We start from the raw sequence: 13,817 nt of genomic DNA on the forward strand, positions 1-13,817 counted from the left end.
TACCTAGAGTGTACAACCTAATTCCCAATACAGAGGCTGACCAAAAGGTAACTCACCGGCAAGGGCTGGGTAATGCAGGGTGTGGAGAATAGGATGGGTAGTTTGAAGCAAGCATGTATAGCCGCTTGTTTCTACCTCCAGCACAGCGCTAGCCTTACCCCGTTTTTACGGGGTTTTTTTATGCTTGATGGAAAAGCTTCAAGAAGAGTGGTTGGCCAGTTGCACTATTTATCGTAAGCAATGCTGTTGATATACCAAGTGATTGTTCCTGCATCGGTTCTTACCTCAGCCTCGTCGCCCACTTGCTTTTTTAGCAGAGCCCGGGCCATGGGCGAATCAATGGAAATGTAATCGTTGCGGTTGAATATCTCATCGTAGCCTACGATTCGGAATTTCAGGGTTTTGCCATCATCGTTTTCGACTTCTACCCAAGCTCCGAAAAAAACCTTCCCTTCTTGCTCTGGATGATGCTCTACCACTTTAAGGTTGTCCAAACAGCGCCTTAAATAACGCACCCGGCGGTCAATTTCCCTAAGCCGCTTCTTGTTGTACTGGTAGTCTGCGTTTTCGCTGCGATCACCAAGACTGGCTGCCCAAGTAACCTTTTTGGTGATCTCCGGGCGTTCAAATCGCCAGAGCTCATCAAGTTCTTTTTGCAGGTCATCGTAGCCCTGTCGGGTGATAAGTGGTGTCTTCAAGACTGCTCCTGTTTTTGCAAAGTGAGTGTGTAGCGGGAACAAAGAGGCTGCAAGCGTGACGATCGAATCATATTCACCAGTGAAAGATGTCACAAAACGGTCAATCTACTGAGAAATACGGACGGTTTGGCGATAGACTGATTAAAATTTGACACATTTAAAACAGGATGTGTCTTGGAGGATGGACGCCATGAATCTGTTACAACGTATTGCTGGATCGCCTGAATCGTTTCGTTCTAGGTGTGTTCCTGCTTTTCTATTACTCATGGTAGCAGGATTGGCAAACGCACAGACCAGTTCCGGCGAGAATGAGGTATTTGAAGTTGAGGAACGCTCCACTCTGGAGACCATCTCTTTTAGCTCAATTGAGGAAGACGCTCTATCAGAAACGGTCATTGAGGGCGCTCTGACAGAGCCAGCCGAGGGTATTCCAGTTCAGCAGGTAGGAAAAGGAGACTTTTATTTAGACCCGCTTGCGTTGCAGCCCGGTGATGGCCGCACCGATCTAGGACGTTCGGAGATCCCAGTCGAGTTTCGCTTCAGTACTCCCAAATCTATCCCCGGGCAAACACACAGCGATAATTTTGTGATTCGCCCGCCGAACAACCGTACTTACGATGCGCTCAATTTGAATGTAACCGACCGTTGAGTGCTTCTTCAGGTTAATCGTTACATAGGCAGAGAAGCGATCCCGGCGGTATCTTCCAAGCCGGGATCGAAGAGCAGCTTGGCTTACTTGAGGGATTCGAGTTTGTCGATGTACTTTTGCATGGCTTCATCTTTTGACATGCCTTTGCACTTTTCCCAGGCGTCATACTTGGCGCGGCCAACAAAATCCATCATGCCCGGGCGCTTGCCCGACACGTCGCCTTCGGTGCCCTGCTTGTACAGTGCGTAAAACTCCAGCTTCATTTCGTTGGACGGCTTGAAATCGCCTTCCGCAGTCTGAATGTAGTTTACCGCCTCGTCGAAACTGGTTTTCAAATCGCTCATATCAATCTTCTCCTTGGTTTTTGTGATAATGCCTTGAGGCTATATATGTGCTTGCAGGAGTATAGCCATCGTGTTGCTTGCCGTCATTGACCGATTTGCTGGCTACTTTGGCCAGTCGGTCACAAGTGTTTGCTCAGGTACAGATGCCTTGATAAAAGTATGCGAACGCTCACAATTCAATGCTCTGTTGGCGGATTTGGTTGAGAAGTCTGGCTTGTCTATGTAGGTTTTTAGTCGGGTAAAAGGAAGATAAACGTTAAGGATTAGACGTATGCAATTGATATGTACATGGGGGTTCATTCCAGCCCTATTTCTACTTTTGATGGGTGCTGCACGTGCCAGTGAGATTGAACCGCCGCTGGTACCTCTCGCCAGCACTTATAAACAGGGAGTTGTCCTAGAGGATTACTGGGTCAGCGAAAAGCTGGACGGTGTAAGGGCTTATTGGAGCGGGCATGTGTTTTTATCCCGTAACGGCAATGTTTATAGGGCACCAGACTGGTTCATCGCTGGCTTGCCTGATATTCCCTTGGATGGTGAGCTATGGATGGGGCGGCAACGCTTTGCGGAGCTGTCCGGTGCAGTTCGTAAGCAGGCGCCCATTGACGTCGAATGGCGCCGTATCCGATTTCATGTATTTGATTTGCCGGGCGCCGGGCCATTTCATGAACGCTATGAGCGGTTGCAGACACTGATAGACAGTGCGGATTCACCCTACCTGAAGCTGGTGCAACAAAAGCCAACTTCCTCACACTCTGCGTTGATGGCTGATTTGGACAGGGTTATCGCTGAAGGTGGTGAAGGCCTCATGTTAAAGCGGCGGGAAAGCTCTTACGAGGCAGGCCGCTCTGATGACCTGTTGAAGGTGAAAGCCTTTGAAGATGCAGAGGCTGTGGTGGTTGAGCGCATAGCAGGCAAAGGGCGCCTGCGGGGCATGATGGGAGCGCTGAAAGTAGAGCTTCCAAATGGCCGCCGTTTTCGCATCGGAACAGGGTTTAATGATGAGATCCGCGCGCACCCGCCCGCACCGGGAACGCATATAACCTTCAAGTACTACGGCTTAACAGCAACCGGCCTGCCACGCTTTGCAAGCTTTTTGCGTATTCGTGACGATGAGCCACCAGGGCCCTAGGTGGCCTCTGGTGACGCATAAAGTCTCAAATTATTGTCTGTAGTTGTTTTCAATTCTATCCAACTCACCGGCTTTGCGGGCCTCGTCTAACGCTCGCTGAAAGGCGGCAACAATAGTGGGGTCAGTGCTGTTACTGAAAGCCAAGTACATGGGGGTTTCTCGAAACACCAGCACCGGCTTTAGGCCGGTTATGCCATGCTCTTCTTTGGCGACCAGTGGGCCGACCAAGCCGTCCGTTACCCACAAATCCGCTTGTCCCAGCATCAGCCGCCGTGTGTTCACGTCGCCTGAAACGGCAGTGAGAACATTGAATCCCTTGTCGATCAGATAATCCGACATTACGTCACCCTTGTAGCCAGCAATCTGTAGATCTTTTGCATCGTCAAGGGAGTTCAGACTGATATCTGAATCTGGAGCTGCAAAAAGCGTCCATTTAATGGATGCTAACGGGCCTACCCATTGGAACTGGCTCTCACGCTCATCCGTTCTGGCGGTGCAAAAAAGACCATGGTTTTCACGTTCCTGAACCCAGTTATAGGCATAGCTCCATGCCCGCATTTTCATAACATAGTCGTAATCCAGCCGGGCGAGGGCGGCTTTAACCATATCGCTACAGATACCGGTAATATCGTTTTCGCCATGGGCAAACGCCTTACCAGAAACAGTATCGTTGTAGGGTGGATACTTCTCGGTAAAGATATACAAACGGTCGTCGGCTGTCGTCGAAGCCGCGAATCCCGATAGTACCAACGACAACAAACCAGTTTTTACGCCGTTTAAAATCTTACGAGAGGTTGAAGTCAGCATAGGCATTAGCTCGTCCTTTGTTTTTGGTTCCGACGCCCCAAGGGGCCGCTGTTTACCGAGGAGTTTTATCATGGCGCGTTCGCATTCAAATGTCAGTGACAAAACGTAGCAGGTTACCCATTACAGGTGCTCCGCTTTCTGCTGGGTTAGTGTACAGTTACGAAGTGGGAACCCTATGCTACAGTAGTTTGCGAGCGGTCTTGCATGGTTATACGTAGCCAGTCTAGCCCAGACCGTCGTCGAATGAACTCAGGAATCGGATCAGGAGACAGCTCATGGAAAAGCAAACAGCAAAAGATGATTATGCCCGCGTTAAAGAAGATCTCCAGCTGCTGCGGGAAGATATGGCATCACTTACCAAGGCTGTTGCAGATGGCCAGAAGGCCAATGCCAGTAACCTGAAAGATGAAATCAGCCGCGAGGCTCAAGCCGTGTTTGATAATCTGCGCAAGCGCGGCGATGCCGCCCTTACTCGCGCTACAGAGGCGGGCTCGCAAACCGTAGAGGGTGTGGAACACAAAATTGAGGAGAGGCCGTTTCTCAGTATCATCCTCATGTTTTTGGCAGGTGTTATCGTAGGCAAAATGCTCGATCGCTAATGCTGCCCGACTCTGCAACGATCCAAAGCACCCTTCGTAAAGTTGTTGCGGCCATCACCGGTGTGGTGTTGGCCTTGGTGCTGCTTACCGCGCTGTTAGTAACCGGCTTTTATTTTTTGGTTAATGCAGCGGCTCTGGCTCTGGCTCCTCTTGTGGGGAAGCCAGCGGCCATGGCGATTACCGGGTTTGCATGCTTGTGCTTGCTCGCACTGTTCTTCTATCGAATGACTCGCCCTGCCAAATCCCGCAAAGATAGCGAGGGCGGCGCGTCAGCCTCTGGTTCCGCATCCCCCGTTGAGGTTTTGCGGTCGCTGATCGCTCAAAATCCACTTGAGGCTGCTGCTTTGGCTTTTGCCGTGGGCGTTGCTGAGCAGGCTGATCCTAGATTGAAAAATCTACTGCTTCAAGGTGGCATGGTTCTGATGCGTCAGGCTCCCAGCTCTGCTACCTCCGAACCTGACGATTCTGCCACATCTTCCGCTGACAAGCCCTCAGCCGAATAGCTTTTTGTTGGCCTTATCAGCTCGAAAAACCTCTTGGAAATCCTTTGTCCTGTACCTTCGAGTAATTGGAGTTTTTGGTGGTTTTGTTCTATCTCTTTGGTTTTCTTTAATTTTTCTTTGAGAATTAAGAGAGTATGAAGAGATTTTAGTTTGGATGTAACCCAAAACTGCCATCAGAGCCACTAGGGTGGGAGCACGTATTTCGGGGGCAGTGAGTGGAATTACTCAGCCACCCGAAGAACGCTATTAACGAATAGAACTCTTAACTAGTGAGGATGATGCATTATGAACTCTAAAGCTCGTATTGCCTGTGCCACGATTTTGTCTGCCAGTGTTTTTGCAGCCCCTGTAGCCTTGGCGCAAGGCTCTTCTGATCGTGACGCCTCCGGTCCATACATTAAGGGTAGTTATGGTGGCTATAAATCGCACGGCGGGGATTTCGATGATTCGAATGATCTTTATGGAGCGGGGTTAGGTTACCAGTTCAACGAGTTCTTTGGCTTGGAAGCGAACTATGTGGACTTCGGCAATTTCGGTAAAGACGACACGAAGGCAAGCTTAAAAGGCGGCGCGCTTGTGGTCATCGGTCGACTACCGCTATCAAGTAGTTTTGGTGTCTACGCCAAAGCGGGTGCATTCGCTGCGGCGCTTGACGTGGACGCTTTTGACGAGGACGAGACCTATGACGATGTAAGCCCCGTTGTAGGTGCAGGTGTTGATTTCCGCATTTCAGAGCACCTGACTACCTTTCTGGAATATAACCGCTATAACGTAGACATTGATGAAAATGATTTTAACGGTCAGCTGAATAACGATGGCCCAGATTTCGATACTGCGCAGGTTGGCCTCAAGTTTCAATTCTGATTAGAGTCAGTCTGACCCTAAAAAACGGCGCAGGGGTTTAACCTCTGCGCCGTTTTTGCTTTTAGCCGCTTCGATAGCCTGCCTATAGCTCGTACCGATATACTGACAACTGGCTTCCCCGGCAGGGAACCGGGAAGCACATCTGTACTCAACGAAACGGGACGAAAGCTTATGACTGAACACCAACCCTTTGATTGGTCATCAACTCCGGCCGCTGTGTGGCGTCGCCACCGCTCGGGCTTGCGCGCCGTTCGAAGGTTAGACCCGGTGCAATGGGGCTCGCTAACGGGTATTGATCGTCAGCAAAAGGCGCTTGCCCGCAACACAGAGCGCTTTCTTGCCGGAGAGCCCTCCAATAACGTGCTGCTTTGGGGAGCCCGAGGAACGGGGAAATCATCCCTTATCAAGGCGCTGCTGAATCGCTACCAAGAGCAGGGTTTGAGAATTATTGAGGTGGATAAGGACGACTTGGTGAACTTGCCGGAGATTGTGGATGACATCTGTGATCTGCCGTTCCGCTTCGTTATCTTCTGTGACGACTTGTCGTTTGATGTGGGTGAGACCGGTTATAAAGCGCTGAAAAGCGTGCTTGAAGGTTCGCTGGAATTACCGCCAGAGAACGTTCGTGTTTATGCCACATCTAATCGCCGTCATTTGATGCCGGAATTTATGTCCGACAATCTCAAGGGTCATACTCAGGATGGCGAAATTCATCCTGCGGAAGCTATTGAAGAGCAGGTTTCTTTGGCTGATCGCTTTGGTTTGCAGTTGTCCTTTTACGCGTTTCCCCAAGAGGGGTATTTGCAGGCAGTGGATACGTTTTTCCCGAGCGTGGTCGACAGGGAACACCTGCACCGTGAAGCCATCCGCTTCGCCACCCAAAAAGGCGTACGAAATGGCCGCACCGCGCAGCAGTTTTACCGACAGTTTGCCGGAGACGAGAGCCTTGGCTAAGGCCTTTTGCTACTGCCGTCTTGCCATGCGGATAAAGTGATGGTGAACAAACCGAATCGCTAGATACACCAGTGCAAGTGTAGCGGGAATGGCAATCCCCAGCGCCAGAGTTTTGTTGAAGATAATCCCTGCTTCGTAAATGGAATCCAACGCTAGCTTCAGAAGACCGATCAGATAGTAGGTGATAGCGACAACCGAGAAGCCTTCAACTGTGTGCTGCATCATCAGTTGGATTTTTGAGCGCCTGTCCATGGAGCTCAGTAGCTGCTGATTCTGGCTTTGGATGGCCAGCTCCACCCGAGTTCGCATCATGTCAGACGCGCGGTCTACCCGACGGGAAAGGTCTTCCAGTCGCACGCTGACGGATTCACAGGTTTTGACAGCAGGGGTTAGTCGGCGAGTCATAAACTCAGAGATAGTGAGATGGCCCGACACTTCGTCTTCTCGCAGCTCTTCAAGGCGGGTCAACACCAGCTGATGGTAGGCTTTGGTGGCGGAAAACCGAAATGTGGAGTGGGCACGAAAGGCTTCGATTTTGGCCGCAATATTCGTGAGTTCGGCCAAAATGGTCTGTTCATTCTGGGTTTCGTTGTCAGCCAATGCCTGAGTGATGACGGTCAGTTGCTGGTCCATATCATTCAGGGCAGGTGTGATTTCGCGGGCAACGGGCAGTGCCAACAGAGACATCAAACGATAGGTTTCGATTTCCATCAACCGTTGAACGAGCCTGCCTAATTGGCTATCCGACATGCTGTAATTGAGCACCATGAAACGGCCGAAGTTATCTGAGTGCAACTGAAAAGTGCCTAATACCCGAGCAGCTCCTTCTTGAGGGCTGCTGCCTACCAAGCGCATGCCCTCAAAATGTCGACGCATAAACGCGGGTTCGTTGCGGGCGTGTTCCACCGACGGGCCAACGTCAATATGAAAGGCGGCAACCACTATGCCTTCGAGTTGTTCGAGCCAGCCATGGGGCAGCGCGCTGACACCCGTTTCCTCAAAGGGCTCGGCATCGGACGGAGCCAGATTGGTAAAAGTGTAAGCGGTAAATTCCAGATGGACCTCGCGGCGAATGCGCAACTGATCAAAAGTTTGCTCGTAACAAGTGACCTCCTCCTCTGGCCAGGGTTGCCCCAGCATTCGGTGTAGGCTTTGCAGATGTTTAAACTGGCTTTTGCGTTGCTCCGATGTGGTCAACACTGCAATGTGGCTTACCCTTGCCTGCGGTGGTAACACCTGAAACGGACGCGAATGCAGCTCCTGATAAAGGTCAGGGCGCAGGGGGTGAAAATCCAGTGCGAGGGTTTGGGCGGTCACGGGTCAGTCCTTGGTTTATCCGGAAGCTTTGGGATGATAACGCGGAAGCAAGCGCCGTCAATGCCATTCAGGCGCTGGTTTTGAGCGTCAACTCGGCCATCGAGAAAGTCGGCAATCAAGCGCACAATTAACAGCCCTTGGCCAAGATGCCCCTCGGTTTTGCCTTCACGCTGGGATACAAACGCCTCGAAAATGTTGACGCCGGAGCTGGTGGGTAAGCTTGAACCTTCGTTAAACACGTCGATCTGGCAGTGTTCCGGGTGTTGGTACAGACGTATTTCAATCCTACCGTTTTCGGGTGTGAAGTCGCGCGCGTTATCGACCAGTTTGTCTAGCATTTGTACTAGTAGTTCTGGGGAGCCCACAAGGTTGATGCCGGCCTCCGGTCCTGTGTAGACAAATTGATGATCTGGATCCAAGGCCTTATAGGCCGCGCTTGCCTGACTGACCACCTCTGCCAGATCGAAGTCTTCCTTGTCGGCGTGATCAAAACTCTGTTCCAAACGGGCTGCTTCGCTCATGCCGTTGAGGATTTGTCGCAAGCGTTCGGTCGCTGTGGCCGCACGCCCGATGTATTGCAAGCGTTCATCTTCGGTTTCGGCGTGAGATAGGTTCTCCAAAGATGAACGTACCACGGCCACGGGGGTTTTGAGTTCGTGGGAGAGACGCTTTGAAAAGCTCTCCAGATAGCGGTTATAGCCGTGCAGCCGGTCTGCCATCTGGGCGAAATGGTTCTGCAATTGGCCCAGCTCATCCTTGGCTCCGGAGCCCGGCAGGGTGCCGATGATTCGACCATCCTGATCAATGGTGGCGCTGACCGCGCGCTGTAAACGGGCAATGCGCCAAGACAGCCAACTGGCGTAGCCCAACAACACTAACGTCAGGCCGATAATAATCAAGGTGCTTCGAGCGATAACTGACCCCAACGCAGAGCCGGATAGCGTTAGTAGCTGATCAAGAGACTGTTCGACGATCAGTGTTCTGCCTCCGAATACGGGCTTGGTGGTCATCAGCCAAATGCTGTCGTCTTCATGCCGTACAAGCCCTTCTTTGGGTAGGGTGTTCATGTCTAGGCGAGTGCGGTTGGCGGTGAGCGTTGCCGGCGTGGGTTGATACAACTGCACCAGTGCTCGCAGGGTGTTAAGGCTTATGTGCTCAATAATTTGCAAGGGGCTGAGTGCCTCAAACTCTGGCGGCGCCTGTCGAGCAGGCGTTGACTGTTGTGCGATGACCCAGCCTGCCGGCTCGATCAGCCGGGTAACTTGCCCTCTGCTCATTCCTGACGTCAGTTGGCGTTCCAATTCGGGTTGGCGTTCGACGAGAGCGGGTAGAGGGTCTATTGATGTGGATGTTTGCGCCGAAGTTGGGTTGTCCTGCCACTGGATAGCAAAGCCTAGGCGACTGTCTGGCGGTGGTTTGGGCAGTTCCAGTTCAAGCTGCCAGCCGTTACCTACGCTGTGCCAATATCCGCTTACACGGTAGTCGGGCTTGCCTTCGCTGTCTCCGTTCGCCGTATCAATGGTGGTTGCGTAGACCTTGCCTGGCGCGGGGGTGCGTATGAGCCATGCTGCGGTTTGGGCGTCGGGGTTCAGTTTAGCGTTTGCGGGCTCTAGCCAGAGCTTTAGTCGATCATGAGACTGCTGGGGCGCGCCGGGGTTGAAGAATACGGGCTGGCGATTGTTGAGGCGTATTAATAAGTACAGGTGGCGTTGGTCGGTTGCGGCTTGCCAGCGCATGGTGGGTTTGCCGATGGTTTCTGTGAGGCGGTCCGGTGATGCAGCAGATTGCCAGGGTTGGAGTCGTTCACTTTCGTCGTAGCCGGGCCAGTCATCGCTGTAGCCGTCCAAATTGATGGGGGACTGTAGGCTTTCTACGTAAATGGCGGGCGCATGAGGCGCTACGACCGGGAGCCCAAGGCTTAGATCACCGGCGGTTTGTGCAAGCCGGTCTGCCTGATCCTGTAGTTGTTGAAGTGCCTGTTGCCGTAAGGCTTGATCCAGTTCCAGCACAAACTGGAGGCCAGCCCATGGGATGAGCAGCATCAGTAGGCTGGCAATAAAAAGCTGGCGTTTGAGAGTCACGAGTCAGAGCTCACGGGCATTCCAGCGGTATCCCATGCCGTAGGCGGTTTGGATTCCGTCGAAGGTGCTATCGATCTGCAGGAATTTGCTGCGGATGCGTTTGATGTGAGAGGTGACGGTGTTGTCGTCCAAATGCGTGCTGGCGGCTTCCATGAGTTGGTCACGGTTGCGTACATGGCCGGGGTGTTGTGCCAATGAGTGCAGCATCCAGAATTCTGTAACAGTGAGGTCTATTGCGTTGTCGTCCCAGGCTACGGTCATGCGATCAACGTTTAAGCTCAGGCGGCCACGGTTTACCACTTCGTCGGGCTTTTGCAGGGCGTCCGCCCAGGCATCTGCCCGGCGTAGCAGCGCGGTTACTCTTGCCAGCAGGTGTTCCATGCTCATGTCCTTGGTGACGTAGTCGTCAGCGCCTAGTCGTAGGCCGTGTACTGAGTCTATGTCGCTGTCGCGAGCGGTTAGGAAGATGATGGGCAGGGTTGCAGACAGTGAGCGTAGGTCTTGGCAGAGGGTGAAGCCGCCTTCGGGTTCGTCGCCTAGGCCGACGTCTATGATGGCGAGGTCGGGGAGGCTTTGGCGCAGTACTTGCCAGGCGGATGATCGGTCGCTGTAGGTGGATACGCGGTAGCTGCGGCGTTCGAAGGCGGCGCGGTAGTTGTCGCGGATAGCGGGTTCGTCTTCTATTAGGACGAGGTGTTTTTTCATGGTTTTTGCTGTTTGTCTGTGGGCGTTAGGGTCTATTTAAACACGGGGGGCGTTTAGAGCAAGGTTAGCTTGCGGTGTTGTCATAATTCATCATTTTTTGTTCGCGGAATGTTGGATTCTGCCATGGGGGTGCCTTTTTGGGTTGGTGAAATGGCTGTGTCTGATTTAGTCATGTAGCCAAAGGATTATTGCCATGATGTTTTCTTCTTTATCCGCTCAACATAGCGCTTTCCCATTTGTCGCGAACCCGCCCTCCCGCAAGGCGGCACCCCCTTCCGAAACACGCTGTGAATACCTCCCTGTACGCTCGGCTCCGCCATCCATGGCTCCGCACGGTTTCGGAAGGGGGTGCCGCCTCACGGGAGGGCTCAGTGCAGGGCGCTCGCTTCGTGTTCGGCGTTTTATGGAGGGGGTTAGTTTGTGGATGGCTATGTTGTTGGTTTTGTTTGTGCAGCCTTTGTATGCAGAGGCCAATACCGGTAATGAGGATTCCGCAGGTGTGCTGCATTTTGTTGACGGTAAAGGCCAATGGCAGGAACCGGCTTTGGTGCTGGGGAGCGATTTTGATGTTCGGGTTAGTGGATTGATTGCAGACAGCAAGCTGGTGCGGACGTTTAAGAACACGAGTGATGATTGGCGTGAAGGAGTGTTTGTGTTTCCTCTGCCGGAGAAAGCCAGTGTTTACGGGCTGACCATGAAGATTGGTGAGCGCACGATTGTAGGGGAGGTTCAGCCCCGTGAGGAAGCGAGGAAGACTTATGAAACGGCTCGGGATGCCGGGCGGCATGCGGCGACGGTTGAGCAGCAGCGGCCGAATCTGTTTACCACTCGGGTAGCGAATATTCCACCGGGGGCTGAGGTGAGTGTAGAGCTGAATTATCAGCAGCTGGTGAGCTATCGGGATGGGGTGTTTGAGTTGAGTGTGCCAACAACTCTGACTCCCCGATATATGCCGGGTGAGCCTTTGGCGGTGGCGCCGCAGCAGTGGCAGGGTGGTTGGGCTGTGCCTACTACCGAGGTGTTGGATGCGAATGCGATCAGTCCGTTCACGGTGGATGTGGACGATGTTGCTGCGGGCAGTCACAGGGCGTCGGTTCGGTTCACTATAGATGCCGGGCTTGCGTTGGCAAATGTGTCTAGCCCTAGTCATCCGGTGGTTACTCAGCAGGATGGTCAGGTGTTTACGGTTGAGCCTCAGGTAGGTGAGGTTGTGATGAATCGGGATTTCGTGTTGCGTTGGCAGGCGTTTGCTGGGCAGGAGCCTGAGGCGGCTGTTTTTCATCAGCGCTGGGCGGATGAGGATTATTTGTTGGCCATGGTGGTGCCGGGGCGGGCGGGTAAAACTCGTTTGCCACGGGAGCTTACGTTTGTGATTGATACCTCCGGTTCTATGGCCGGGGAATCTATTCGGCAGGCGAGGGAAGCGCTGCAATTGGGATTGGAAACGCTGGCACCCGGTGATCGCTTTAACGTGATTCAGTTTAATTCCCAGCCACACGCTCTGTTTATGCAGTCGGAAATGGCAACGGCGAATAATCTGGCCCGGGCGCGGCAGTATGTGAGTGGGTTAAGTGCCGATGGTGGTACGGAAATGGCTCCGGCATTGACTATGGCTCTGCAGAGTCAACGAGCGGCTGGGCGGCTGGTAGCTGCTTCATCTGAGTCAGATTTGGCCCCGAGAGTGCGCCAAGTTGTGTTCATGACGGATGGTGCGGTTGGGAATGAGTCGGCGTTGTTCGATCAAATTCGTCGCCAATTGGGTGATCAACGGCTCTTTACTGTGGCTATAGGGTCAGCGCCCAACATGCATTTTATGCGTGAGGCGGCACGGTGGGGGCGGGGTAGTTACACGTCAGTGCAGGATCCCACGGATATAAGCGGCCCGCTGGCTAAGTTGTTTGCGGCTATGGAGGCACCAGTGCTGACAGATATTAAGGTGAGTTGGCAGGGGCAGTCTGCATCGGCACTGGAAGACAGTTTTCCACGTAGGCCCGGTGATTTGTTTCAAGGTGAACCTTTGTTGCTGGTGGTGCGGGGTGTGTCACCTGCGGGTGAGTTGAGTGTTTCAGGTCGGTTGCCGGGTGGCGGGATGTGGCAACAGCGTTTGGATTTGCAGCAGGCGGCTTCAGGCACAGGGTTGAACCGCTATTGGGCGCGGGAGAAGATAGACAGCCTTCTGGATGACGCGCGGGTTCAGGCGCAAGAGCCGCAGAAGGCCAAGATCACCCAGTTGGCGGTTGAGCACAATCTTATGTCGCCTTATACGAGCTTTGTAGCCGTTGATAAAACACCAGTCAGGGCTCCCGAAAGCGCTTTGTTGAAAGACAATCTGCCAACACTGCTGCCAGCAGGAAGCCAACCCGGCATGGTCCGCTACCCCCAAACAGCAACCTTCGCTCCCTTGTTGATTGCTTTGGGGCTGCTCGGTTTAATGTTCTCGGCCGCTATTACACTGCTTCAACGGAGAGCATACCCGTGAGCCGTTCGTTACTACTGTTAATCACAAGTTCTTCCATGCTATTGCTGTTCGGATTATGGGTTCCTGTAAAAGCAGTGGTGGCTCAGGAGTTGCTGGAAATTGCCTGGGCTGAGAGTCAGGCCCGACAAACAGAATCCCGGCCTTGGCCTTGGGCCGATACCTGGCCGGTGGCAAAGCTGTCTATGCCAGAGCTTGGCAGTTCGATGATTGTATTGGCGGGCGTTCACGGTGAAAGCTTGGCTTTTGGGCCAGGCCAGATGATGGGTGGCGGTGGCCAGCAGAGTGCGGTTGTTATTGCCGGTCATCGAGACACCCATTTCCGGCCTCTGAAACAGCTAGAACCCGGCAATGAACTGCGGCTTCAAAGCCGCGATGGGCGCTGGAAAGAGTATCGGGTGCAAACCACAAGAGTTGTGGATAGTCGTACAGAGCTCATTGATACTCATAAATTGCCCGCAGGTACTCTGTTGCTGGTTACCTGCTATCCCTTCGACAGCATGGATGCCGGTGGCCCGCTGCGCTACGTGGTGGAGGCCCGTGTAGAAGGTGTCGCCCGTGTAGTCAATGTAGAAGGTGATCACAATCAGGTTCTTTATAGTCAGGCCATAATGGACGAAATTGACACTGTTGCAGGCCTATAAACTTGGCGTACACTTGTGCGCCAAAATCCTGGTGCAGAGTTTGT

General features: G+C 53.0%; 15 protein-coding genes. 9 read left to right on the forward strand and 6 right to left on the reverse strand.

Annotation, left to right across the window (positions count from 1 at the left end; all coding sequences use genetic code 11):
- Positions 1-224: 224 nt before the first annotated feature.
- Positions 225-698, reverse strand: coding sequence for a transcription elongation factor GreB (gene greB / locus KO508_RS03960; protein ID WP_216007006.1), 474 nt, complete (start codon positions 696-698; stop codon positions 225-227).
- A gap of 190 nt (positions 699-888) precedes the next feature.
- Here greB and KO508_RS03965 point away from each other — a divergent pair, with 190 nt between their 5' ends.
- Positions 889-1,347: a hypothetical protein gene (locus KO508_RS03965; RefSeq protein ID WP_252737795.1), complete on the forward strand. Its 459-nt coding sequence runs from the start codon at positions 889-891 to the stop codon at positions 1,345-1,347.
- An 83-nt stretch (positions 1,348-1,430) separates the two neighbouring features.
- Here KO508_RS03965 and KO508_RS03970 read toward each other — a convergent pair whose 3' ends face one another.
- Entirely contained in the window at positions 1,431-1,691 is a 261-nt protein-coding gene (locus tag KO508_RS03970) for an acyl-CoA-binding protein (RefSeq protein ID WP_216007007.1), read from the reverse strand.
- Between the two features lie 70 nt (positions 1,692-1,761).
- Here KO508_RS03970 and KO508_RS03975 point away from each other — a divergent pair, with 70 nt between their 5' ends.
- A complete protein-coding gene (locus KO508_RS03975) occupies positions 1,762-1,917 on the forward strand; it encodes a hypothetical protein (RefSeq protein ID WP_216007008.1) in 156 nt (51 codons plus the stop codon).
- Positions 1,918-1,962: 45 nt separating this feature from the next.
- Positions 1,963-2,823 (forward strand): DNA ligase, encoded by an 861-nt coding sequence (locus KO508_RS03980; protein WP_216007009.1) that lies wholly within the window; start codon positions 1,963-1,965, stop codon positions 2,821-2,823.
- Positions 2,824-2,853: 30 nt separating this feature from the next.
- Here KO508_RS03980 and KO508_RS03985 read toward each other — a convergent pair whose 3' ends face one another.
- Complete coding sequence (locus tag KO508_RS03985) at positions 2,854-3,636, reverse strand: substrate-binding periplasmic protein (protein WP_216007010.1); 783 nt, start codon at positions 3,634-3,636, stop codon at positions 2,854-2,856.
- Positions 3,637-3,905: 269 nt separating this feature from the next.
- Here KO508_RS03985 and KO508_RS03990 point away from each other — a divergent pair, with 269 nt between their 5' ends.
- From KO508_RS03990 to KO508_RS04005, 4 genes are all read left to right on the forward strand, one after another.
- Positions 3,906-4,229 carry a DUF883 family protein gene (locus KO508_RS03990; RefSeq protein ID WP_216007011.1) on the forward strand — a complete coding sequence of 108 codons (324 nt, stop codon included), beginning with the start codon at positions 3,906-3,908 and terminating at the stop codon, positions 4,227-4,229.
- Positions 4,229-4,732, forward strand: a complete 504-nt coding sequence (locus tag KO508_RS03995; protein ID WP_216007012.1) for a hypothetical protein — start codon at positions 4,229-4,231, stop codon at positions 4,730-4,732. The genes KO508_RS03990 and KO508_RS03995 overlap by 1 nt, the downstream gene beginning before the upstream one ends.
- A gap of 285 nt (positions 4,733-5,017) precedes the next feature.
- Complete coding sequence (locus KO508_RS04000; RefSeq protein ID WP_216007013.1) at positions 5,018-5,596, forward strand: porin family protein; 579 nt, start codon at positions 5,018-5,020, stop codon at positions 5,594-5,596.
- Positions 5,597-5,767: 171 nt separating this feature from the next.
- Positions 5,768-6,550: an ATP-binding protein gene (locus tag KO508_RS04005; protein ID WP_216007014.1), complete on the forward strand. Its 783-nt coding sequence runs from the start codon at positions 5,768-5,770 to the stop codon at positions 6,548-6,550.
- A gap of 9 nt (positions 6,551-6,559) precedes the next feature.
- Here the strand turns inward: KO508_RS04005 and KO508_RS04010 are convergent, their stop codons facing one another.
- Genes KO508_RS04010 through pdsR form a run of 3 tightly spaced genes read right to left on the reverse strand, consistent with a single transcriptional unit; the run spans position 6,560 to position 10,653 of the window.
- The gene (locus KO508_RS04010) at positions 6,560-7,867 is read right to left on the reverse strand and encodes a DUF3422 family protein (protein WP_216007015.1); all 1,308 of its coding nucleotides are present in this window, start codon (positions 7,865-7,867) and stop codon (positions 6,560-6,562) included.
- Positions 7,864-9,948 carry an ATP-binding protein gene (locus tag KO508_RS04015; RefSeq protein ID WP_216007016.1) on the reverse strand — a complete coding sequence of 695 codons (2,085 nt, stop codon included), beginning with the start codon at positions 9,946-9,948 and terminating at the stop codon, positions 7,864-7,866. The genes KO508_RS04010 and KO508_RS04015 overlap by 4 nt, the downstream gene beginning before the upstream one ends.
- A gap of 3 nt (positions 9,949-9,951) precedes the next feature.
- A complete protein-coding gene (gene pdsR / locus KO508_RS04020) occupies positions 9,952-10,653 on the reverse strand; it encodes a proteobacterial dedicated sortase system response regulator (RefSeq protein WP_216007017.1) in 702 nt (233 codons plus the stop codon).
- Between the two features lie 424 nt (positions 10,654-11,077).
- On the opposite strand from pdsR, the gene KO508_RS04025 reads away from it, so the two are divergent.
- Complete coding sequence (locus KO508_RS04025) at positions 11,078-13,132, forward strand: marine proteobacterial sortase target protein (RefSeq protein WP_252737796.1); 2,055 nt, start codon at positions 11,078-11,080, stop codon at positions 13,130-13,132.
- A complete protein-coding gene (locus tag KO508_RS04030) occupies positions 13,129-13,773 on the forward strand; it encodes a class GN sortase (protein ID WP_216007018.1) in 645 nt (214 codons plus the stop codon). Before KO508_RS04025 ends, KO508_RS04030 begins: the two co-directional genes overlap by 4 nt.
- Positions 13,774-13,817: the final 44 nt, after the last annotated feature.

This window comes from Marinobacter salexigens (assembly GCF_018860765.1).
Taxonomy (GTDB): domain Bacteria; phylum Pseudomonadota; class Gammaproteobacteria; order Pseudomonadales; family Oleiphilaceae; genus Marinobacter; species Marinobacter salexigens_A.

Bases quoted from the DNA above. Each gene is read 5' to 3' on its own strand.
- KO508_RS03965 (WP_252737795.1), top strand. From the start codon at position 889: ATGAATCTGTTACAACGTATTGCTGGATCGCCTGAATCGTTTCGTTCT.
- KO508_RS03970 (WP_216007007.1), bottom strand. From the start codon at position 1,691: ATGAGCGATTTGAAAACCAGTTTCGACGAGGCGGTAAACTACATTCAG.
- KO508_RS03980 (WP_216007009.1), top strand. From the start codon at position 1,963: ATGCAATTGATATGTACATGGGGGTTCATTCCAGCCCTATTTCTACTT.
- KO508_RS03985 (WP_216007010.1), bottom strand. From the start codon at position 3,636: ATGCCTATGCTGACTTCAACCTCTCGTAAGATTTTAAACGGCGTAAAA.
- KO508_RS03990 (WP_216007011.1), top strand. From the start codon at position 3,906: ATGGAAAAGCAAACAGCAAAAGATGATTATGCCCGCGTTAAAGAAGAT.
- KO508_RS03995 (WP_216007012.1), top strand. From the start codon at position 4,229: ATGCTGCCCGACTCTGCAACGATCCAAAGCACCCTTCGTAAAGTTGTT.
- KO508_RS04000 (WP_216007013.1), top strand. From the start codon at position 5,018: ATGAACTCTAAAGCTCGTATTGCCTGTGCCACGATTTTGTCTGCCAGT.
- KO508_RS04005 (WP_216007014.1), top strand. From the start codon at position 5,768: ATGACTGAACACCAACCCTTTGATTGGTCATCAACTCCGGCCGCTGTG.
- pdsR (WP_216007017.1), bottom strand. From the start codon at position 10,653: ATGAAAAAACACCTCGTCCTAATAGAAGACGAACCCGCTATCCGCGAC.
- KO508_RS04025 (WP_252737796.1), top strand. From the start codon at position 11,078: ATGGCTATGTTGTTGGTTTTGTTTGTGCAGCCTTTGTATGCAGAGGCC.